23 protein-coding genes and 2 pseudogenes are annotated in these 21,328 nt (G+C 34.9%); 21 read left to right on the forward strand and 4 right to left on the reverse strand.

Going from position 1 to position 21,328, the window contains the following annotated elements; translation table 11 throughout:
* Nucleotides 1-74 precede the first annotated feature (74 nt).
* From MKY30_RS12690 to MKY30_RS12700, 3 genes and pseudogenes are all read left to right on the forward strand, one after another.
* Nucleotides 75-203: pseudogene (locus tag MKY30_RS12690) on the forward strand (NAD(+)--rifampin ADP-ribosyltransferase); the annotation flags it as partial.
* A 6-nt stretch (nucleotides 204-209) separates the two neighbouring features.
* The gene (arr, locus tag MKY30_RS12695) at nucleotides 210-623 is read left to right on the forward strand and encodes an NAD(+)--rifampin ADP-ribosyltransferase (RefSeq protein ID WP_254846866.1); all 414 of its coding nucleotides are present in this window, start codon (nucleotides 210-212) and stop codon (nucleotides 621-623) included.
* A 211-nt stretch (nucleotides 624-834) separates the two neighbouring features.
* Nucleotides 835-1,125: pseudogene (locus MKY30_RS12700) on the forward strand (dihydrofolate reductase family protein); the annotation flags it as partial.
* A 192-nt stretch (nucleotides 1,126-1,317) separates the two neighbouring features.
* Here MKY30_RS12700 and MKY30_RS12705 read toward each other — a convergent pair.
* Nucleotides 1,318-1,857 (reverse strand): methylated-DNA--[protein]-cysteine S-methyltransferase, encoded by a 540-nt coding sequence (locus MKY30_RS12705; RefSeq protein ID WP_341084127.1) that lies wholly within the window; start codon nucleotides 1,855-1,857, stop codon nucleotides 1,318-1,320.
* Between the two features lie 241 nt (nucleotides 1,858-2,098).
* On the opposite strand from MKY30_RS12705, the gene MKY30_RS12710 reads away from it, so the two are divergent.
* From MKY30_RS12710 to MKY30_RS12735, 6 genes are all read left to right on the forward strand, one after another.
* A complete protein-coding gene (locus MKY30_RS12710; RefSeq protein WP_156988442.1) occupies nucleotides 2,099-2,788 on the forward strand; it encodes a GntR family transcriptional regulator in 690 nt (229 codons plus the stop codon).
* Nucleotides 2,789-2,797: 9 nt separating this feature from the next.
* Entirely contained in the window at nucleotides 2,798-3,667 is an 870-nt protein-coding gene (locus MKY30_RS12715) for an MFS transporter (RefSeq protein ID WP_341084129.1), read from the forward strand.
* A gap of 68 nt (nucleotides 3,668-3,735) precedes the next feature.
* Complete coding sequence (locus MKY30_RS12720) at nucleotides 3,736-4,353, forward strand: phosphotransferase (protein ID WP_341084130.1); 618 nt, start codon at nucleotides 3,736-3,738, stop codon at nucleotides 4,351-4,353.
* 361 nt (nucleotides 4,354-4,714) lie between these two features.
* Nucleotides 4,715-5,464 carry a MerR family transcriptional regulator gene (locus MKY30_RS12725; protein WP_341084132.1) on the forward strand — a complete coding sequence of 250 codons (750 nt, stop codon included), beginning with the start codon at nucleotides 4,715-4,717 and terminating at the stop codon, nucleotides 5,462-5,464.
* Nucleotides 5,461-5,778 (forward strand): hypothetical protein, encoded by a 318-nt coding sequence (locus tag MKY30_RS12730; RefSeq protein WP_339285068.1) that lies wholly within the window; start codon nucleotides 5,461-5,463, stop codon nucleotides 5,776-5,778. Before MKY30_RS12725 ends, MKY30_RS12730 begins: the two co-directional genes overlap by 4 nt.
* Before the next feature lie 28 nt (nucleotides 5,779-5,806).
* Nucleotides 5,807-6,346, forward strand: coding sequence for a hypothetical protein (locus MKY30_RS12735; RefSeq protein WP_156988432.1), 540 nt, complete (start codon nucleotides 5,807-5,809; stop codon nucleotides 6,344-6,346).
* A 324-nt stretch (nucleotides 6,347-6,670) separates the two neighbouring features.
* Here MKY30_RS12735 and MKY30_RS24145 read toward each other — a convergent pair whose 3' ends face one another.
* Complete coding sequence (locus tag MKY30_RS24145; RefSeq protein WP_156988482.1) at nucleotides 6,671-6,766, reverse strand: ArsR family transcriptional regulator; 96 nt, start codon at nucleotides 6,764-6,766, stop codon at nucleotides 6,671-6,673.
* A 152-nt stretch (nucleotides 6,767-6,918) separates the two neighbouring features.
* Between MKY30_RS24145 and MKY30_RS12740 the strand changes: the two genes are divergently transcribed.
* A complete protein-coding gene (locus MKY30_RS12740) occupies nucleotides 6,919-7,620 on the forward strand; it encodes a response regulator (RefSeq protein ID WP_156988430.1) in 702 nt (233 codons plus the stop codon).
* Entirely contained in the window at nucleotides 7,595-9,451 is a 1,857-nt protein-coding gene (locus MKY30_RS12745; RefSeq protein ID WP_341084137.1) for a sensor histidine kinase, read from the forward strand. The genes MKY30_RS12740 and MKY30_RS12745 overlap by 26 nt, the downstream gene beginning before the upstream one ends.
* Nucleotides 9,452-9,518: 67 nt before the next feature.
* Here MKY30_RS12745 and MKY30_RS12750 read toward each other — a convergent pair whose 3' ends face one another.
* A complete protein-coding gene (locus tag MKY30_RS12750) occupies nucleotides 9,519-9,950 on the reverse strand; it encodes an SRPBCC family protein (RefSeq protein WP_341084139.1) in 432 nt (143 codons plus the stop codon).
* A 365-nt stretch (nucleotides 9,951-10,315) separates the two neighbouring features.
* On the opposite strand from MKY30_RS12750, the gene MKY30_RS12755 reads away from it, so the two are divergent.
* A complete protein-coding gene (locus tag MKY30_RS12755) occupies nucleotides 10,316-11,131 on the forward strand; it encodes a metallophosphoesterase (protein WP_147212571.1) in 816 nt (271 codons plus the stop codon).
* Nucleotides 11,132-11,373: 242 nt separating this feature from the next.
* On the opposite strand, the gene MKY30_RS12760 is transcribed toward MKY30_RS12755, so the two are convergent.
* Nucleotides 11,374-11,814, reverse strand: a complete 441-nt coding sequence (locus MKY30_RS12760) for a cell wall hydrolase (protein WP_147212536.1) — start codon at nucleotides 11,812-11,814, stop codon at nucleotides 11,374-11,376.
* A gap of 218 nt (nucleotides 11,815-12,032) precedes the next feature.
* Between MKY30_RS12760 and MKY30_RS12765 the strand changes: the two genes are divergently transcribed.
* The 9 genes from MKY30_RS12765 (at nucleotide 12,033) to MKY30_RS12805 (ending at nucleotide 21,210) form a co-directional block, all read left to right on the forward strand.
* Nucleotides 12,033-12,899, forward strand: a complete 867-nt coding sequence (locus tag MKY30_RS12765) for an aldo/keto reductase (RefSeq protein ID WP_341084140.1) — start codon at nucleotides 12,033-12,035, stop codon at nucleotides 12,897-12,899.
* Between the two features lie 201 nt (nucleotides 12,900-13,100).
* Nucleotides 13,101-13,676: a DUF4352 domain-containing protein gene (locus tag MKY30_RS12770; RefSeq protein ID WP_341084141.1), complete on the forward strand. Its 576-nt coding sequence runs from the start codon at nucleotides 13,101-13,103 to the stop codon at nucleotides 13,674-13,676.
* 165 nt (nucleotides 13,677-13,841) lie between these two features.
* On the forward strand, nucleotides 13,842-14,351 hold the full coding sequence (locus MKY30_RS12775; RefSeq protein ID WP_341084142.1) for a sugar O-acetyltransferase: 510 nt from the start codon (nucleotides 13,842-13,844) through the stop codon (nucleotides 14,349-14,351).
* Nucleotides 14,352-14,615: 264 nt separating this feature from the next.
* Nucleotides 14,616-15,626 (forward strand): ROK family protein, encoded by a 1,011-nt coding sequence (locus MKY30_RS12780; protein WP_147212532.1) that lies wholly within the window; start codon nucleotides 14,616-14,618, stop codon nucleotides 15,624-15,626.
* Nucleotides 15,627-15,642: 16 nt separating this feature from the next.
* A complete protein-coding gene (locus tag MKY30_RS12785) occupies nucleotides 15,643-16,023 on the forward strand; it encodes a VOC family protein (protein ID WP_147212531.1) in 381 nt (126 codons plus the stop codon).
* Between the two features lie 60 nt (nucleotides 16,024-16,083).
* Nucleotides 16,084-16,641 carry a maltose acetyltransferase domain-containing protein gene (locus MKY30_RS12790; RefSeq protein WP_341084143.1) on the forward strand — a complete coding sequence of 186 codons (558 nt, stop codon included), beginning with the start codon at nucleotides 16,084-16,086 and terminating at the stop codon, nucleotides 16,639-16,641.
* A 37-nt stretch (nucleotides 16,642-16,678) separates the two neighbouring features.
* Nucleotides 16,679-17,275, forward strand: a complete 597-nt coding sequence (locus tag MKY30_RS12795; protein WP_341085636.1) for a sugar O-acetyltransferase — start codon at nucleotides 16,679-16,681, stop codon at nucleotides 17,273-17,275.
* A 646-nt stretch (nucleotides 17,276-17,921) separates the two neighbouring features.
* Nucleotides 17,922-19,457: a response regulator transcription factor gene (locus MKY30_RS12800; protein ID WP_339285085.1), complete on the forward strand. Its 1,536-nt coding sequence runs from the start codon at nucleotides 17,922-17,924 to the stop codon at nucleotides 19,455-19,457.
* Nucleotides 19,458-19,473: 16 nt separating this feature from the next.
* Nucleotides 19,474-21,210 (forward strand): sensor histidine kinase, encoded by a 1,737-nt coding sequence (locus tag MKY30_RS12805; RefSeq protein WP_341084144.1) that lies wholly within the window; start codon nucleotides 19,474-19,476, stop codon nucleotides 21,208-21,210.
* Nucleotides 21,211-21,328 lie beyond the last annotated feature (118 nt).

Raw genomic sequence — 21,328 nt, forward strand, 5'->3', positions numbered from 1 at the left:
ATGGCTATGAAAGATTCCTTGCAGCATATCATTTAGCACGTCTGCAAAAAGAGATTGCAGATAAATTGAAATGGATGGAAGCCTCTTTAAAGTATGCCCAGGAAATAAATGATGAAAATGTTAAAAGTGCATACGCGACGTTATACCTAAATATTGCCCAATATTATGAGGAATTAGGTGATTCTGATAACGCAAAAAGAAATTTTGAATTGTCAAATTCTTATAAGGGTGCACCTTCTGATGAAGGGCCATTCTATCACGGGACAAAGGCAGATTTGCAAGCCGGCGATTTACTGACAGCGGGTGGAAATTCAAATTACGAACCTGAGCTTAAAATGAACCACATTTATTTTACTGCTAACGCCAATGGCGCAGGACTTGCAGCAGCATTAGCAAAAGGAGAAGGAAGAGAGCGCGTTTATATCATTGAACCAACAGGTGAATTTGAAAACGACCCAAATGTTACTGATAAAAAATTTCCTGGAAACTTAACACGTTCTTACCGCTCGAAATCTCCTTTAAAAATCGTTGGTGAAGAAATAGAGTGGGCGAAACTAACAACTGCAGATCGACGTAAATGGCACAAAAATTTAGCGGAAAACAAAGGAGACATTATTAACTGAAGAATGTATTCCTAATGACTGGAGTAGTTCCTATTGCAAGTTTGTCTGCGGTCTTACACATAAAATGAAGGCACTCAACTTTGTAATTACTTAGCGTGCCTTTATATTTCCAGGTGTATATATTTCACCATGTAATCATACAGAATGTAGGTTACATGGTGAAGTAGTATGCGTAACCAGTGATTATTGTTAGGTTGCCGGGCAGTCTTACAGAATAGAATGGAACAATTCCAGACTGGTGAAAGAAAATATTGAGGAAGAAATCAACAACCTTAAACAGCAGCCAGGAGAAGATATGGTCATCCTCGGAAGTCCCAGGTTTGCACACTACCTTATGCAGCTTAATTTAATAGATGAGTATAAAATTACGGTTTCCCCCGTCCTGATTGGCAGCGGATTGCCGTTATTCGATGGCATCGAGGAGAAGGACAATCTTAAGCTGATCGAAAACAAGTCCTTTAATTCTGGAGCCTTAGGTCTTGTTTATCAGACGGTAAGATAACCTTGTCATATAAAGACGGTTAAGGAATAATAGCTCAATAAGAGGCTGGGACAAACCCATTAAATAACAAAAGACGTGGTGCTTACACAAAAGTGTGAGTCCCACGTCTTTTATTATTTTAATCAAGTTATTTTGCATATAACGTAATAGACATCAATGGTAATTACTTATCTATACCCTTAAAACACAATATTAAAGAGCTGTACCTTTTGCAGGAATAAACAATTGGGACATGTCAGCACCCTCTAATTCAAGCAATTTTACTTTTGTGGCAAGCCCGCCGGCATAACCTGTCAAGCTGCCATTCGTACCTACAACTCTATGACAAGGAATAATAATAGAGATGGGATTATGACCAACAGCGCCGCCTACTGCTTGGCTTGACATGGTTTTCTTGTTCATTTTAGCCGCTGCCTTTTTGGCAATTTCACCATAGGTGATTACCTCGCCATATGGTATTTCACATAAAATATCCCATACGATTTGCCGAAATTCTCCGCCGATAGGAGATAGCGGCAATTCGGAAATGGCAGGATTCTTCCCCATAAAATATTGATCCAGCCATTTTTTTGCTGCTTCAAATACAGGGATATCATCTTTGATGTTCATTTCTGCGGGAATACTAGCACCGTAATATTTCTGTCCTTCATTCCATAGACCAACGATAGTATTACCGTCACACGCCAGTGTAATTGCACCCACAGGTGACGTATAAGTTGTTTTATAATACATTTGAATCCCTCTATTCCGTTTTATAACATAATCGTAGCATAACTGTGCCAAGGCCGTCATGCTTCCGACATCACAAAAATATAAAAAGAATTTACCAGGCAAGCAGTCAAAAGGAAAAGTCATATGCATAGCATGCTTCAGCACGTTATTAATCTATTGAACAGGACATTTACAAATATATTCCGTTATGATAATATGTATGATGTACCAATCATCCTACAAATTTTCTGGAGGCAAAGAAATGATTCTCAAAACCAATCGCAAATCGCTTGTAGAGCAGGTTGCTGAACAGATAGAACAATTAATTGAACAGAAGCATTGGAAGGTGGGGGACAAGCTTCCGCCGGAAATGGAATTAATAGAAGAATTCGATGTCAGCCGTAATACATTAAGAGAAGCGGTACGGGCATTAGTACATGCTGGGTTATTAGAGACAAAACAAGGAAGCGGAACAATGGTGCGTTCAACAAGTGCGCTTGATGCCGCATTGAAACGCCATGTCAAAAAATCAACCATGCTGGAAACATTGGAAGTACGATTAGCCTTGGAAAAACAAGCGGCTCAGATGGCAGCTGAACGCAGAACCGAATCAGATTTAATAGATTTGGAAGTCTGTATTAACAACTGTAAAGAGGCTTCTGCAAAGAAAGATTTAGAACAGTTTATTTCTTCGGATATCCAGTTTCACAAAACAGTTGTAGCAGCTTCCAATAATCAGCTGCTGATTGATTTATATGAAAATATGACAGAGGTATTATTTTCTTTTGTACAGGATTTTATGACTATCGAACCCCTTTTTCCATTTGAACAGGGAATACATCTGGAGCTTTTTAAAGCGATACAGAAACAGAACAAGGAATCTGCAGCAGCCTATGTAGAGAATGATATGGAAGTATTAAAAGAAAGCATCATAAAGATATTGAAAGAATAGAGGATTAAGATGACGAAACAAGCAGGAACATTAACAGATCAAAACAGCACAAAAGCCAGATGGTTATTGCTTATCGGCGTTATTTTGGTTGGAGCAAACTTAAGAGTGCCTATTACCTCCGTTGGAGCATTGATTACCTTTATTCGTGAGGATCTTGGCATCAGCAATGCCTCAGCTGGAATGATAACAACGTTGCCTTTGATTGCATTTGCATTGCTTTCTCCGTTTGCTCCAAGAATAGCGAATAAAATAGGGATGGAATGGACAATTGCCTTATCTTTAGTATTACTTATCACAGGCATGATCGTACGGTCCATTGCGGGAATAGGATATCTATTTACAGGTACCATTTTCGTAGGATTGGCTATTGCGATTGGAAATGTTTTAATTCCAGGTATTATCAAAATGAGTTTCCCTTTAAAAATAGGAATCATGACCGGTGTATATGCTGTTTTTATGAATATATTCGGTGCCTTGGGCTCTGGTCTCAGCGTCCCGATTTCTTCTGTTGGCAGTATGGGCTGGCAGGGAGCATTGAACATTTGGGGAATAATTACAATCATCGCATTACTCATTTGGTTACCGCAGCTTCGCAAACATCCGGATGAATCACCTAAAGCAAATGTGGAAAAAGATAAGAAAACCAATTTATGGCGTTCACCAATTGCCTGGAGTGTGACCTTATTTATCACCCTATGGTTAATAATCTTAAAAATTCAAAAGAAGAGGATACTCCTTCACTGGAAATGGAGGATTATGGACGTAAGTATTTTAATGGAAGTATTTTATGGTTTTGTATTAATGGCGATATCAGAATTTTTTCAGATGATGAAATACTTGTTATTTGCACCAATCAAGAAAGCTATCAAAGAAAAATAGCAAACTACACGTATTTTTCATCTTTCTTTCGAATTCCTGCGTTACTCAAGCAAGATGCTAAGCACAATATGGTGACGGAAGCATTCATTCATTTTGAAAATCAAACAGAGAACGATGAAGCGTTCATTTTAAAAACAATATATGATGATTACTATCGTTATTTCAATTACCTAATGCTTCATTCAAAGGTTGACTATCAAACGTTGAATAGCTTATTCGATACAAGTTCAAATGTGGTTCATATTCAGCAATTTGAAAAAATAATAGAAAAAGTTGCCCCGGAATTGCTTTCCCTGAAGCTGCCGTTTATCGACCTGCATGGCGATTTGTGGTCTGATAATATTCTTTTAAACGATGAGGCAGGGGAGAAGACCTTATGGTATATCGACTGGGAGACTGCGGATAAATATGTTTTCTTCTACGATTTCTTCAAATTTATTTGGAATGAATTAGATGTCCATGATAATTATTCCTATTATAAGAGGTATATTGCTGGGGAATTTGATGAAGGCCTGACCCGCCTGTTTGCTATTTTTCATCTGAAGTTTCAGCCCAAATACAGGCAATCTTATTTTTGTCTCTTTTTCCTAAATAGTATTCTAAATGATACAGACAATATTGCGTTTAAATTTAAACTTGAGGAAATAAATGACTTTAAGCGTAAGGTTTTTCCGTTAATGATTTAATGAGGTTCCCAATACTTTATAATGTAGTAAACCGAATTGAGCGTATTATTTAGGAATAGGCAACTTGAAATAATATCGTTTTCTACAAAAAGTCCTACTGATAAAATTTTAGCAGGATTTTTTGTGTTTCCTTTTTTCTTAGAAAAGATTTGACGCTTACATCGATTTGCTCGTATAAAATTTTTCGTATCTTAATTGTGTTGAATAAAATTGAAATGAAAGCCTGCCTATATAATAAAAATTGTTAATTTCAAACATTTAACCCTGCTTATTCAAATAATTAAGTAAAAAAACTTGAAATTGACGTTACGTCATTTTGTATAATGAACATAGTAAAAATAAAACAAGGGGTTGGCTATACTTGATTTCGATTAAAGAAGTAACAAAACAAACAGGGATTACAGTCAGAACGATGCGCTATTACGATCAGATAGGTCTTCTCCACCCAGCAGATAAAACAGAGGGCGGCCATAGATTATATGGAGAGAAAGAAATGAAAAAGCTGCAGGAAATCCAATTTTTAAAGACAATAGGGTTTAGTCTGCAAGAAATCAAAGAAATGTTAGCTGATAAGAATCATGATTGGTTCACTGGTCTAAAGAAACAATTGGGCTATATTTCAAAGGAAAAAGAGAGATTAGAACAAATTGAAGGAACATTACGAGGGTTAATAAATGAAATAATGCTGAATGGCAATATTGATTTGTTTAGTGTGCAGAAGCTCATCCAATTATATCAACAAAATATGGACAAAAGAGAAGGGTATTTAAACCAAATATTTAATGAGGAAGAAAGTAAATTGCTTCAAAATCTTCCAAATATAAATAGAGACGATCCTGAAACGCTGGAATGGATTGCCTTAATAGCACAATTAAAAAAGCATATGTCAAAAGGAATTTCGGCACCGGAAATACAGCGACTCATAAAACGTATGTATGAAAAAGAACAGGAAACATTTGGGGATAACAAAGAATTTGTAGAAAAGATATGGGATATTAGAAAGTCACCTCAAAAATCGGAGAGCGTCGGGTTTTATCCTATCGATGTGGAAACATTGGATTTTTTTGAGAAGGCATATGAATTTTATGTAAACAAGAAAAGCAATTTTTGAATGAGAAAGTGACAATCCCTGATGAATTTACAGAAAAGCTGGTTATCAATGGAAATTCAGGAGATGTTTCTTCAGACCAGCTTTCAACAAATAACCTGGATATAGAAACGAAAAGCGGGGATGGAATGATCAATATCCCTATTTCATCTGATGAATCACAAGATGAAAAAGAAATAAAGGACACTGCAGGTAAAGGAAGTTTTGAGATTGACGTTGAAACAATATCAGGTAACATCACAGCCAGGCAGAACGCAAATGGCATTCGACGAAGGACGAATTTTGCTGGAAACGAATATTATCAAAGAGTTTCATAATATAAATGATTAGATTTGGGGTGTCTTTTTGAATTTTATTGCTTGGATGATTGTTGCTTGTGAAATAGGGTTTTGGATAGTAATTATCTTAGGTTTATTTACAAGATATGTTCTCAAGAAGAATAAACTTGGATTATTTTTCTTAGCCTTAACACCAATAATTGATTTAATTTTATTAATTATTACGGCTGCCGATTTATATCGAGGGGCCACTGCAACAGCTGCACATGCGATTGCGGCAGTTTATATAGGCGTTTCGATTGTATTTGGAAAAAGTATGATTAGATGGGCTGACGAGAGATTTCGCTACTACGTGATAAAAGAAGGTCCAAAACCAATTAAACTGTATGGAATAGAATATTCAAAGCATTATTTAAAGGGGTGGGGGAAACACGTTTTATCTTATTTGATTGGTGCTGGTATTTTGGCAGGAGTCATTTTCTTAATCAATGATCCTTCTCGAACAGAAGCATTACTTAGGGTCTTACAAATATGGACATTTGTGTTAGGTATTGACTTTATTATTTCTATTTCATACTTCGTCTGGCCAAGAAAGAAGGGTGTTTAATTAGTAAGATAGATTTACAATAGGTGTGATAAGCTAATTAATAAAGACTCCATTATAGTATTCCCGTTATATAAAGATTTATGTTTTTTATTTCATCTTAGATGGAGTCTTTTCATCAATTGTAATGAAAGATTGGTAATGGTTTATACATTTGTGATGGTAAACTATCGTATGCAACGGCACTAATGATAATCGCTATGAAAGCAGTAACAATTGAAACAAACCATTTTCTCATTGATGATCATCTCTTTTTGAATGTTGAATATCAAGCATCCATTTAATCAATTCTTGAAATACCTTAGTATTCAAACAGTATATAATGTGTTACCCCTTTCGCTCTGCCCAGACCAACTGGGCATTTTTTAATAGATTAAGCTGATTGGAAACGCTTGGCTTTGACTTTTCAAAATGTTCAGCGATGTCACCGAGGTTAAATCAGAGAAACAATCAATCCGCTTGATCCGCTTCAAGGTATAATTCATTTAGTATGTTAAGAAATTTGTAAGATTTATATACATAAGATTGAAAGATTAAATCATTAATCTAGATATATAGGTTATAGGAGGTACGTTATGGAAGGTGCAAACATATTAGTTGTGGACGATGACAAGGAGATAGCAAATGCACTAGATAAGCTTCTGACGATGGAAGGATTTAAAGTTATGAAGGCTTATAATGGCTTAGAAGCATTGGATGCTTTAGTTCAACATGATATTCAATTAATACTCCTGGACGTTATGATGCCAAAGCTGGATGGTCTTTCTACTACTTTGAAAATTAGAGAGGAAAAAAATATACCAATTATTATCATATCAGCAAAGTCAGAGGACAGTGATAAAATACTGGGGCTATCTATGGGAGCAGATGATTATATAACAAAACCATTTAATCCAGATGAGCTGGTTGCCAGAGTAAAAAGCCAGCTGAGACGATATATCACTTTAGGGAATATCGGCAATATCACTCCAGGTTCTCAAATTGTGGTTGGAGGATTAAATCTAAATAAGGAATCTAAGCAATTATTCGTGTACGGTACCCCGATTCGGTTAACTCCTACTGAATACAAAATTTTAGATTTTCTAATGACGAATGCTGGAATGGTTTATTCATCTGAACAAATCTATGAAAAAGTGTGGAAAGAGCCTGCGTATTCTGTTGAAAACACCGTCATGGTCCATGTAAGACGTATCCGCGAAAAAATTGAAATAAATCCTAAAGAACCTAAATATTTAAAGGTGGTGTGGGGTATTGGGTATAAAATTGAAAAACTTTAGCAGAAATACAATTACTAAATTTGCAGTATTTTTGATAACAGCTGCCATGATTTCGATGGCTGTCATCCAAATATTTTATGTGGATTGGAATAGGTATAATATAGAGCCGCTGATGATAGAAACTTATGAAGAAAGCAATACATTTATGAATGAGCTGCAAAATAATTTCAGTGAGATAGATTCGCATTTTAATAAACCTGAAATATTAGAAATAGAGGATTTAAATTATATATATTATATAACAGATGGTAACGAAACACAGACGAACAGAGAAGACTTTAGCCGTGAGGATTTCCTAAACTACAGCAATTATGTCTATGAGTATAATCAGGGCAGAGTCACATCAAATGGAAATGTTTTTGAAAATTTTACGTATTTGTTTAGTGAGGATGTAACCATATATATCGGCTTTCCAGATGAATATATGAAGGGGAAGCAGGAGGAATGGAATAATGCTAATGAAATATTAAGTGCGCAGGTAATAGATTTTGCTTTGTATACCATCGTAGCGTTAGCACTCATTATCTATTTAATCACTGTTACAGGGAGAAAACCAAATAAAGAAACATTACAAACGAATTGGCTGGACTTATTATATAGTGAAATTTTATTAGCACTAGTCGTGTTACCAATCATAGCTTGCTGCATTTATCTATTCGATCTCCACTATTATTACAATTATGTACTTCGAATATCTGCAATTCATAAGTCTTATATGTATTTAATTGGAATAGTAACAGCTATAGCTGCCTTATTATCTGGAGCAGGATTATTAGCACTGGTAAGAAAGATCAAGGATAGAAGGTTTATAAAGGGTTTTCTTTTATATAAAATTGGTTATAAGATAGTAGTCTTCACAGTAGACTTTACAAAAAGTTTTTTTGATGGCAGAAGGTATGTAAAATCTCCGCTAACCAAGAATTTGCATCAAAGGCAGTTAGCTTTCATTATAGCTAGTTTTATTTTAGTATTACTGACTCTTATGTTCATCTTTATAGTATTAATAAGTGGTATACTCATCTTTATCCCTTTAATTTTTATCCCGCTAGTTCTTGAAATTGTGCTTATTTACTGGTATGTGAAATATAATAATAAGACATATGACGAAATAAATAAAGGCTTCAATGAAAGCTTGGAGGAACAAATGAAATCGGAGAGAATGAAAATTGAACTGGTGACCAATGTTTCTCATGATTTGAAGACTCCATTAACGTCCATCATAAGTTATGTAGATTTACTGTCTAAAGAAGAAAACCTTTCAGAAACGGCAAGAGATTATATTAAGGTGCTAAGTGAAAAATCTGACAGATTAAAGAATATCGTTTCAGATTTGTTTGATTTAGCGAAAAGTAACAGTGGAGATATAAATCTGCATTTAGAAACGATTGATATGAAAACACTAATTGAACAAATTTTAGGAGACATTGAGGACGATATAGAAAGAGCAGGAAATAAGATAAAATTGAAGCTTCCTGAGTCATCTATAGAAATCGTTGCAGATAGTAACAGACTTTACAGAGTTATTCAAAATGTACTTGATAATGCACTGAAGTATGCTTTAAATGGAACACGGATATTTATAGAGATGGAAAAGAGAGAGGGCAGGGGAATAGTCACTATAAAAAATACTTCCTCTTATGAAATAGATTTTACAGCAGAAGAGATACTTCAGAGATTTAATAGAGGGGATAAGGCCAGAACGGCTGATGGAAGCGGTCTGGGATTGTCTATTGCAGAAAGCTTTACAAATGTAAGCGGGGGAAGTTTCAAAGTAGATATAGATGGAGATACATTTAAAGTCATTATTAGTTTTCCTTTGGCATCAGAGTAAAAAAATAGTTTTGTTCCAATTCTATAAGAAATTGGAACAAAACTAACCCAGTAATCTTAGTATGTTTTCAGCCCTTGGATTCCTCCGCAAGCTTTTTAATAACCTCTATCGTTTCTTCCCAGTTTTTATCCGAATGCTCATACATCGTTGGCGTAGCAAAGTTGCTATGTTTTAATCTCAGTGTTGTGTGTTTGCTATTGTTACTTAGGTTAAATGTTATGATTGAGTAATTTTCCGGGCTGTCAGGAGTACCTGAAAAGCCGCTCCAGTAATCATAGGAGAAAACGCTCTGCGGCTCATATTCCAGGATATGACCTTTGTCTTCATATTCTGTACCGTCCCATGTGAATGAGAAAGTAATTGGGCTGCCTACATTCCAATCTGTATTCACAGTTACCCCTAACCATTGTTTGATGAAGTCAGGATTAGTAAGTACGTTCCATACTGTTTCGGTTGCTGCCGAAATTTCCCTTTGCTTTTCAATGGATAAATTACGCACACCTTTACACTCCCCTTATCAAATCGGTCATAGCTAATATTGCATCGCGATGTTGAAATATCATTTGTAAGTTGTCATCAATTATAGCATGAAAATAGAGTTGGCAGAGCGAATTATTCTAGTGTGTATTGTGTTTTTACAAAAGGAACGATATAGAAAACCATAATTTTTAACACTTCTTTCAAAGATTGTTAAAAGATACGCTAAGTTACAAGTATAAAAAATTCAAGTAAAGGGATTGAAACACTTTCATATCACCTATCGGGCAAATATTAATATTAGAATTGTTGATGGAAGGGTATATAAAAATAGAAACAGCTGCTGAAAATCAATCACTAAAAAATAATCTGAGAAGGAGTGCCCAAATGTCAACAATATATTCTATCAGTGATATTCACGGATGTTATGAAGCTATGCTTGATACTTTGAATTTAGTAGATTTAGAGTCTGATAAGAATAATAAACTTCTTTTTTTAGGAGACTATATAAGTCGAGGAAAGAATAGCTGTAAAGTTCTTTATCATATTAAAAACTTGGAAGAAAAATATCCAGATCAAGTAGTTGTGTTAATTGGAAATCACGAGCAGATGTTTTTAGACTGGTATTGTAATGAGCAGGAATTTTTATGGTTATCACAAGATCAACAATTGGTGACGACAAAAAGTTTTTTTAAAGCAGAACAATGGGATTATGTTTTTAGAGAATTGCTCCATCTGAAACGTTCTACAGTAAGAATGAGCAGTTTTATCAAAGCTGAGATAAAAAAAGAACATCCGGAATTACTGCAATGGCTCTTTTCTAAAAGGAAAGAATTCTATTATGAAACGGAACCCCAAATCTATGTACATGCCGGAGTATATGAGGCCGAACCAGAATTATGGAAGCATGCAACAGAGCCATACGAATTTATATGGAAATACCCGGCGGAAACAGGTTCGTTTTATAAAGACATCATTGCGGGGCACATCTCCACAGTTGAGGTTTCCAATGATAACAGTTATTTAGGTAAGGTATTTTGGGATGGTCAAAGCCACTTCTTTATTGATGGTGAAACGGTAGAAAGTAATATAGTTCCTTTGTTAAAGTTTGATACTTGTACGGGTGGCTATTCGAGCTATGAGAAGCAAATGGATGGTTCCTGGATGGAATATTCAATAACAAAAAGATTGTTTAAAGATTAGTATTATTGCTTACCTATAAAGCTTATTTACATTAGTTTTTATAGGATTATCATTTATTATAGAGGGGAAATAAGAACAAAACTTAATTTGAAAGGAGAATACCTATATATCTGCATCTATCCATATATAATATGAAAAAAATTAGCTCAAAATAATCCCTGCCAGGCGATAATTTGGCAGAGATTATTTTTCGTTATATATCAAACCAGTTTTTATTGAAAAAACACCAAAAAGCATACCCCTTACCCCATATAAACACTTTCACACGTTCCAGGAGCCGGTTCATAAAAACAATGATCCATAAATTGACCGGAAAAGGGCTGATCATACCATGTTGGAGGACATGGGGCATATGGATTAAAGTACCAAAGAGCATATTTTGCCGGGTGACTTCTCCAGCTTTCCAACGTCTGCCTTGCTAATTTTCTTTCTGTTTCTCTTGCTCTCTGATAAAACATATTCCCTTTTTGAACAGCTTCGAAAGAGTAATTTCCTCCCTGTACATGAAAAATGACATCATCAACTGTTCTCAAGTCAATAAAATCGCCACAATCTGCTACGACACGGTTAACAATAACATTTCCTACATAAAGCATTCCTTGTTTTCCTTCACCCTCAGCTTCGGCTCTCATCATTCTTGCCATTAAGTCAACGTCTGCCTCTCGGTAAGCTATTCTTCCCATTATCTCACCTCTAAAATATGTTATGACGGAAAACTTGCATTCATGACTTGGGGGCTTGTATTTTTTTAACGTAAATGAACGCTTTATAATGTGTCTTGGCATTTTAAACGAATCAAAACAAATCTATTGACCTAAAGTCCACTCTAGGGACTATAATAAATTTCAAAATGGGTATACAACGAATATAGTTTATTCATTTTACCAAAGGAGATGTTCAAATGATTTTAAATGAAAATTATCAGCTGTCCAATGGGATTGAAATTCCTAAATTAGGTCTTGGAACATGGTTTATTGATGATAAAGATGCTGCTCAGGCAGTAGTTGACGCTGTAAAGGCAGGTTATCGCCATATTGATACAGCGCAGGCATATGGAAATGAAAGCGGCATTGGCCAGGGAATAAAAAATTGTGGTCTGAACAGGGAAGATTTATTTATTACGACTAAACTTGCTGCAGAAGTAAAATCTTATGAGGAGGCTGTTTCATCCATTAATCAATCTCTGGAGACACTGGACCTTGACTATATTGATATGATGATCATTCACAGCCCGCAGCCATGGGCGGATTTTGATGAAGAAGAGCGCTTTTTTGAAGGAAACCGGGAAGCTTGGCAGGCTCTTGAAGAAGCCTATCAGGCAGGAAAACTTCGTGCCATTGGTGTATCTAATTTTCAAAAAGAGGATTTGGATAACATTCTAAGTAACTGTACTGTTAAACCAATGGTAAATCAGATTTTAGCGCATATCAGCAATACACCATTTGATCTGATTGCCTATACGCAGGACCAGGGCATTCTTGTTGAAGCTTATTCACCAATTGCTCATGGTGAGTTGTTTAAAAACGAGAAAGTGGCAGCTATTGCTGAAAAATATGATGTTTCGATTCCACAATTGAGTATTCGCTATACGCTGCAGCTGGGCTTACTTCCACTGCCTAAAACAGCTAATCCGGAGCATATGAAAAATAATGCCGAAGTGGACTTCACTATTTCAGATGAGGATATGGAAGCTTTGAAAAATGTAGAGCGTATTGAAGATTACGGTGAAGCGAGTGATATGCCAGTATTTGGCGGGAAATTAAAATAACAAAATCCTAAAGTACCTTATAATAAAACTGCATTTCATGGGAGCTTTGATTTTTTCCTTTGAAATGCAGTTTTTTATGTCTCTTCTAACTTAGTAAAAGCTGATTGTTGAGCCAATAATCACTTGTCATTCATATTTGTTTTGTTACAATTATTGTGGGGTAATACAATCTTAAGCATATAAAAATTAGGAGGAGTTTTATTGAAGAAATTCATATTTTTAGTATTAATTTTCTTAATGCTGGCAGCATGTAATAATGTGGAAGAAAATACAGAAATGCAGGAAAAAGAAAGTACAGATACAACAGAAGAAACGGATACAGTGACTTCAGAAGAGGAAGAAGAAAAGCCTACATATCAGATTGGTGAAACAGCTGCAATTACAAGTGATTTATATGAGTTTGACTATGAGGTAACAGTGAATGATTTTCAGTTAACAAGAGAAGTAGATGAAGTACCTATCGAAGACTACCTTATCGGGGCAAGAGAAGAAGACAGGTTTGCGGTTGTTGATGTAACCATAAAAAATATATCGGATGAAGCTTATGTGCCGAATCAAATGTTTTCTGCCAATTTTTCAGCAATAGATGAAAATGGGGGAGATATATCTGATGATGAATTCTTTACAGGGGGAGATGAAGAATTAGCTCCCGGTGAAGAGCTGACCGGACATTTAGTATACTTAACGGATATTAATTACGCGGATACATTTGTATTAAAATATGAATTGATGTCAGATCAGGAAACACATTTCGAACTGCCTAATCCTGAACAATAAGATTTTGGATAATCTAAATTAATCATGTTAAAAATGATTACAGCTGGCGGGAGAGGAATACTCTAAAACAAAATTGCATTCCATGGGAGTAAAGCTATAATTCTCCCGGTGGAATGCAATTTTTATGATAAACTTTAATTTAAAGAGTATTTAAAGGAGGGTGCTATGTCTAAACAATATCAAAATTTACTTGCTGGAAAATTGTACAAAACAGATGATAAAATTCAAAGCATAAAAAATAAAGGCAGATATTTATCCAGACTTTTTAATGAGACGACAGAGGAAGAAAACATTGAAAGGAAGAATTTAATTAAACAACTATTTGGAAGCACAGGGGAAAACTATACTGTAAAACCGCCATTTTATTGCAGTCATGGTGTACATATTTTCGTGGGGGATAATTTCTTTTGTAATTTCAATTGTATTTTTCTGGACTTAAATACGATTCATATTGGTAATAATGTTGCGATTGGCCCAAGAGTCAGCATTTATACTGCTCTTCATCCAATTGACCGGGGTATAAGGAATACAGGTTTAGAATATGCACTGCCAGTTACCATAGAGGATGATGTTTGGATAGCAGGAGATGTTGTAATTAATCCGGGAGTAACAATAGGAGAAGGCAGCATTATCGGCTCTGGATCTGTTGTGACAAAGAGCATTCCCAAAATGTGATTGCCATGGGAAATCCTTGCAGAGTTCACAGGGAAATTACAGAAGAAGATAAAAAGCAATGGGAAGTGATGTACGAAGAGTATCAAGAAAGTATTGAATAAAACTTCCTACATTAAAATATACTGTACAAGCTGGCTAAAGAGTTTGCTTCCAGAAATTTTATTTGCTATTATCATTAATATATACTTATTAAACCTATTTAATAAGTATATACTTACTTTTTAAACAGATTAAATAAGTGTGTGATATAGGAGGCATTGAATTATGGAATCCAGCCCAAAATCTATGAAGAAAACAATCCAGATAAGCATTCGTAAAGCTCTTTTAGAACTGGGAAGTGCTACCAAGGTTGAACTTAATGACTATTTAGAAATAAGTTTCCCTACCATAAGCAAGTTCCTTACTCAAATGGAGAAAGAAGGGGAAATCTTATCTGCAGGATTCGATAATTCAAGCGGAGGTAGAAGAGCAAAACGCTATAAATATAATCCTGAGCATATGTTAGGTCTGGCTATTTTTTTAGAGGAAAAAGAAATAAATTATATTATTTTCAATTGTTATGGAGAACTAAAAGATAAAGGAACAAATACTGGTATTTCAGATTTAAATTCTTTCACTAAATGTATTCAGGACATAACAAATCAGTACAATAAAATCAGTTCATTATCCATTGGTGTACCGGGATCTGTTGATAATGAGCGTATTTTCTATATTCCAGATTACAAGCATCTTCAAAATGTAGATTTAAAAGGATACTTGGAGGATTATTTCTCTATTCCTGTAGTGGTAGAGAACGATATGAATGCAGCAGTGCTTGGATATTACAATCGTTTAAAAATCAAAGAAAACAAATCAGTTGTCTATTTATATTTAGGTAAAAATGGACCGGGTGCCGGAACGATAGTTAATGGCATTGTTTTGCGGGGCAGCACGAACTTTTCAGGAGAAATTTCATTCGTGCCGCAATATGATGATAAGCGTTTCTGGCAAACCTTAAGTGAAAATAAAATGAATACTTCCCCGGTACATAAGGATTATATGATTGATGTCATAAGCAGACTGGTGGCATCATTTACGGCCATCATAAACCCTCATATGATTATTTTTTGTAACGAAGAAGTAGAACAAGAAACATTAAATAGAATTGAAGAATGTAGTTCCGGATATATTCCGTCAGAACATCTACCTGACCTCGCTCTAAGCGATTGGAAACGGGACTATTTATATGGATTACAAAGTCTTGGATTAGATCTCATGATAAAAGAGACGGTCTAAAAAGGAGAGAAAAAGAATGAAAATTGAACATGTGGCGATTTGGGTCAAGGATTTAGAAAAAATGAAGAATTTTTATGAAACATATTTTCATGTGGATACAAGTGCTAAATACCATAATGAAAAGAAGGAATTTGAGTCTTATTTTTTAACATTTGATGAATCGGCACGTTTAGAAATTATGCGTAAAACAGGCATTGATAAAACAAGTACAACGGAACATCTGGGCTGGGCTCACATTGCTATTTCACTGGGAGATAAGGAGCTCGTTGACCAAATGACAGCCAGATTGAAAAAGGATGGTTACCCACTCGTAAATGGTCCACGTGTCACTGGGGATGGCTATTACGAAAGTGTCATTGAAGACCCTGAAGGCAATCTTATCGAACTGACAGTTTAACCGAAAATAACTTCCAACGCCTTTTTAGTTACAGAATTTATCTTATAGGGAGAAGAGAAGATGAGGACAGAAAAGGAAAAGATGTTGTGTGGAGAATTATATGATGCTGCCGAACCGGAATTACACGGGGAAAGACAATATGCAAGAAAAATGACCAGATTATTCAATGACTCACATGAAGAAGATGGAAATATTAGACGTGCATTATTAAAAGATATATTTGGAACTACTGGAAATAATCTAAGTGTACGACCGCCGTTCCGTTGTGATTATGGCTATAATATACACGTCGGTGAAAATTTTTACGCTAATTATGATTGTGTGTTCCTGGATGTATGTGAAATCCGTATAGGTGACAACTGCTTTATTGCACCGGGAGTACATATTTATACAGCAAGCCATCCCTTAGATGCAGAAGAAAGGATTTCCGGTGCAGAGTATGGAACCCCGCTATCTATTGGTCATAATGTATGGATTGGCGGAAGATCTGTTATAAATCCCGGTGTCACAATAGGAAATAATGTGGTGATTGCTTCGGGTTCCATCGTAATAAAAGACGTACCCGATAATGTTTTGGTTGGTGGGAATCCCGCAAAAATAATTAAAAGAATAGATTGATTTTATTCTATAAAAAAGGAGCAAGAAGCAAATGAAGATGAAAACAGAAAAAGAAAAAATGATAGCTGGAGAGATGTACAATCCCGAGGATCCGGTTTTATTAAAAGATCGAAAGGAAACGAGGGGAAAGGTTCGAATATATAATCAAACTTCGGAAACAGAAGAAGAAAAGCGAACGAAATTATTGAAGGAATTGCTTGGTTCAACTGGGGAAAATGTATATATGGAACCAAATATAAGGTTTGATTATGGATACAACACGCATGTAGGAGAAAACTTTTTCGCAAACTTTGATTGTACTATTTTAGATGTTTGTGAAGTTCGGTTTGGAGATAATTGCCTGCTCGCGCCAGGAGTGCAAATTTACACTGCAACTCATCCAATCGATCCAATAGAGCGTAATTCAGGAAAAGAATATGCAAAGCCAATTACTATTGGAAATAATGTATGGATTGGAGGAAGTGCGGTAATTAACCCGGGAGTGACTGTTGGAGATAATGCTGTTATTGCATCAGGGGCAGTGGTTGTGAAGGATGTTCCAGACAATGCTGTTGTAGGTGGAAATCCGGCCAGGGTTATTAAAATGATTGACGATGTAGCAGGTGAAAAAGTATCGGAAAGCATTCTCACGTAAAAAAGGGGAAAAATATTAGATGTATTTTTGCAGTACATCAAGTGATGCCCATGTGGTAACATGACTTTTGAGTATAAAGCATCAGGTGATATTAAGCTGCTGCTTTTGGGTCTCTTATTCAATCCTCAAAATTGTATCATCATGAGTATGGCGCGTTCCCTTAGTATTTATCCAAGTCTAATATGATGGATAAAACAAATTGATATCATTCCTTACCCGAAATCCCTGTCATTCTATTTTTGACGGGGATTATCTTTTAGAATTGAATTAATCTGAGTTCTAAATTATATACAACAGATGGCTTAGCCTACTTAGGCTTTATCGAATTTCTTACCTCAAAAAGCTATTTAAAAAATACGAATACTTCTTTTTAGCATATGATATACTGTTAGACAATATCCGATATAAATTGTAAAAAATTCAAATTATGAGAATTGAATTTTCAGAAGATAGTCTGGAAAAGATTTCTTTTTAAAATGGTATGGTAAAAATATTTAGTGTGTTTTTAGGAAGTAAAAGAGGCTGTAAAGTCTCTTTTAAACAAGCTATTGAACATGCAATATTATTATGGTTAAATCATAGAGCCTGAATAAGCGCCAAGTAATCTTGAAAGAACAGTGAAATTTCAATAAAGGAGATTCAAGCTATGAGTCGTATTCTGATTGTGGATGATGAGAAGGATGAAAGAAGCGTCATTCGTTTCCTGTTAAAAAAATTTAATTTCGAATTAGAAATAGTGGAAGCGGCAAATGGGAAAGAAGCTTTGGAGGAGTTGATGAGAAGCCCTGCTGATATTTTACTTACTGATGTGAAAATGCCTTTTGTAGACGGAATGGAATTAGCAACGAAAGCAAGAGAGCACTATGATGATATGGAAATTATTTTTTTTAGTGGCCATGATGATTTCAGTTTTGTGAAGAAAGCGCTGACATTAAGAGCTGATAATTATATATTAAAGCCTGTTAAACCAGAAGAGTTTAAACAGACAATGACAGAAGTAATGAGGAATATTAGAAAACATAAGGATGAACAGGAAAAAAAAGAAGCAAATCAACAATTTATAAAAAAGCATATTCTATATCGTTTATTAAATCAAACGCCGGTAGAGGTATTACAAAATGAATATCCTTTCCTAAGCTTTGATTTTTTGAATGATTATCATCGGATGATTCTTGTTCATTCTGATACTGCTTTTTTGGATAGTTTGTTTGAAGAAGAAAATGAATATTTTTATGAGTTAATAAGGAAAGTCACATTAGACAGTAAATACGACGTAATCAATCTAAATCCTTTTCAAATTGTCCTGCTATTTAAAGATAATCCAAATAGCTTCATTACATATAAGCAGGCTGCGAAGCAAATACAGCAAAAAATTCAGGAAACGTATGGCATCAGCTGTATTCTATCAGTAAGTAATCATATGAACAATCCAGTTCAGATGGCTCAAACGTATTGTGAATTAGAAGGCTACTTAAAAGATCGTTTTTTTTATTCAGATGTTTTTATTTATCCAATTGATACACCGTTAACAGATAGTCAAGAGTATAAAGAGGACGAGTATTTATTAGAAGAAATGGAAAGAGCGATTCAACAGGCGGATACGATAGAGTTAGAGAAAAAGATAAGTCTAATTATTCAAAAGTACGATAAAAATACAAAGACTTCACAGGGGTATCTCCGCTTCTTGTTCGCCCGGATGCTGCAGCTGTTTTTTCAGACAATGCCGGAATACAGTAAAGACAGTATGAATAGATATATTGAATTAATATACTCCTATAAGCATTTCTCTGCTATCAAACAAACTTTATTCGAAGTGCAAAGAGAAGTAATAAAGAGATTAGAAGAAGAAAAGAATTCACCAAAGCATGTCATTGATGTAGTGAAACAATATATTATAGAAAATATGGAAAAGGACTTAGGGTTAGATATGTTAGCGGAAAAAGTATACTTAACGCCGGGTTATTTAAGTGATAAATTCAAACAAGAGACCGGGTCGGGAATTAACAAATATATTAAACAGGTGAGGATGAATAAGGCGGAGGAATTACTAAGTAATACCAATATGAAAGTGAATAATATTAGTAAAGCAATCGGCTATAAAAACGATTCCTATTTTATTAGGATTTTTAGAGAGCATTTCGGCGTCAGCCCGAAGAAGTATCGGGATATGAAAAGAGTATAAAGGTGAAGTGAATGTAATGAATCTTTTTAAACGAGGCTTTATTAATTTAAAATTCCGGAAAAAAGTATTATTGATATGTATTGTTGCAAGCTGCTTGCCTATCATTACATTAGGAAGTATGTGGTATTATCAAATACAAGATTCATTAGTTGCCCGTGAGAATGAAAATCTATCTGAAGCATTAAATCAGTCTATTTTAAATATAGATTATAAACTCAACAATTATGTAAATATTATTAATCAAATTGTATGGAATGATGAAATTAAAAATGGATTAACAGCAGAGTATAACAATAATTTTGAAATGTATAAGTTTTATAATGATACATTGGCTCCTTTGCTGGTTACCCCTCCGACTTTACAGACGGACATTGATTCTATTACCATCTATACGGACAATCAAATGAATCCTTATGGCCAATTGCTCAGACCGTTGGCAGACATTAATCAAAATAGCTGGTTTGGCAACATCATGGATTCGAATCAGCCTAATTTGATAGCATCATCGGAGGATGAAACATTTAAGCTGATTTATAAAATATTTGATGAGAGCAGAAAGTTTAATAATATTGTTCAAATGGAAATAAATTATCAGCAGTTTTTTGCTTCCATGCCGAGTTTATTTGAAGAGGATTATGGTGTCGTTATTTTTGATAACGAAAAGAAGCCAGTTTATTCATATGAAACGTTTTCCGATACAAACCTGGCAGGTCAATTCCTATCTTCAGAGTTAGCTGAGAATAAGGATTCACTGGAAGGTGATTTTGTTCTCCAACAGGATGAATTACCGTCCTATGGATGGACTGTTTATTTATATCGGCCAACGGATATTATTTCTGCTGCCACGCTTCCGATGAGAATAACGGTTGTATTGGTTATCTTTTTAAGCATTGCAATTATGGCAGTATCTATTTACCTGCTGGCAAAAGTTGTGGTTAGACCACTGGAAAAGCTGTCGAAAAATATGGAAAAGATAGAAAAAGGGGATTTAACGGTTTCCGTCTTTAATAGCGGTACGGATGAAATCGGGAGTTTAATTAAACAATTTGGGAATATGGTCAACAAATTAAAAGATATGATTAATCAGGTATATAAGAGCAAAATTGCTCAGCAGGAATATGAAATGAAAGCTTTACAGGCACAAATTAATCCGCATTTTTTCTACAATAGTCTTTCATTAATTAATAGTAAGGCTATTATGGCTGAACAAGAGGATATAAGCCAGATGGCTCAGCATCTGTCCACTTTTTATCGGACCACTTTAAATAAAGGGAGAAGTATTGTAGAGGTGGAAAAAGAACTTGAAAATGTGATTTCTTATATAAATATTCAACAATTGATGCATTCGAATTCATTTGATGTATACTATGAACTGGACAAATCAACCTATCATTATACTATACTAAATTTGCTCTTACAGCCCTTAGTAGAAAATGCCATTAATCATGGTATAGATCATAAAGAAAGTTCTGATCGCGGGAAATTGATTATCAGATTAAAAAGGATAGAAAACACTTTGGAATTTTCTGTGTTTGATAATGGCGCAGGAATAGACCCAACGAAGCTACAGTCCATTTTGACTACTGAAACAGAAGGATATGGTGTTAGAAATGTCCATAACAGAGTGCAATTATATTATGGTTCTTGCTACGGTTTAACGTATGAAAGTGAGAAGGGTCACTATACGAAGGTAACGTTGGTTATACCAATTGTCCACGGGGAAGCACAATCGTTTCACCATGTAAGAGAATAGGAGAAAACTCCACAAAATAGTTGTGGGGTTTTTTAATTCCAGAGTTTAAATAATAGGAGGTTCCGGAAAATAGGATATGAAAACGGATTATTTGATATTTCGCATGAATCAGACATCA

Source organism: Oceanobacillus sp. FSL W8-0428, from assembly GCF_038004405.1.
Lineage (GTDB): Bacteria > Bacillota > Bacilli > Bacillales > Amphibacillaceae > Oceanobacillus > Oceanobacillus sojae.

Bases quoted from the DNA above. Each gene is read 5' to 3' on its own strand.
- MKY30_RS12800 (WP_339285085.1), top strand. From the start codon at position 17,922: ATGAGTCGTATTCTGATTGTGGATGATGAGAAGGATGAAAGAAGCGTC.
- MKY30_RS12775 (WP_341084142.1), top strand. From the start codon at position 13,842: ATGTCTAAACAATATCAAAATTTACTTGCTGGAAAATTGTACAAAACA.
- MKY30_RS12760 (WP_147212536.1), bottom strand. From the start codon at position 11,814: ATGGGAAGAATAGCTTACCGAGAGGCAGACGTTGACTTAATGGCAAGA.
- MKY30_RS12795 (WP_341085636.1), top strand. From the start codon at position 16,679: ATGAAAACAGAAAAAGAAAAAATGATAGCTGGAGAGATGTACAATCCC.
- MKY30_RS12720 (WP_341084130.1), top strand. From the start codon at position 3,736: ATGGTGACGGAAGCATTCATTCATTTTGAAAATCAAACAGAGAACGAT.
- MKY30_RS12805 (WP_341084144.1), top strand. From the start codon at position 19,474: ATGAATCTTTTTAAACGAGGCTTTATTAATTTAAAATTCCGGAAAAAA.
- MKY30_RS12780 (WP_147212532.1), top strand. From the start codon at position 14,616: ATGGAATCCAGCCCAAAATCTATGAAGAAAACAATCCAGATAAGCATT.
- MKY30_RS12710 (WP_156988442.1), top strand. From the start codon at position 2,099: ATGATTCTCAAAACCAATCGCAAATCGCTTGTAGAGCAGGTTGCTGAA.
- MKY30_RS12765 (WP_341084140.1), top strand. From the start codon at position 12,033: ATGATTTTAAATGAAAATTATCAGCTGTCCAATGGGATTGAAATTCCT.
- MKY30_RS12785 (WP_147212531.1), top strand. From the start codon at position 15,643: ATGAAAATTGAACATGTGGCGATTTGGGTCAAGGATTTAGAAAAAATG.
- MKY30_RS12715 (WP_341084129.1), top strand. From the start codon at position 2,798: ATGACGAAACAAGCAGGAACATTAACAGATCAAAACAGCACAAAAGCC.
- MKY30_RS12740 (WP_156988430.1), top strand. From the start codon at position 6,919: ATGGAAGGTGCAAACATATTAGTTGTGGACGATGACAAGGAGATAGCA.
- MKY30_RS12790 (WP_341084143.1), top strand. From the start codon at position 16,084: ATGAGGACAGAAAAGGAAAAGATGTTGTGTGGAGAATTATATGATGCT.
- MKY30_RS12705 (WP_341084127.1), bottom strand. From the start codon at position 1,857: ATGTATTATAAAACAACTTATACGTCACCTGTGGGTGCAATTACACTG.
- MKY30_RS12755 (WP_147212571.1), top strand. From the start codon at position 10,316: ATGTCAACAATATATTCTATCAGTGATATTCACGGATGTTATGAAGCT.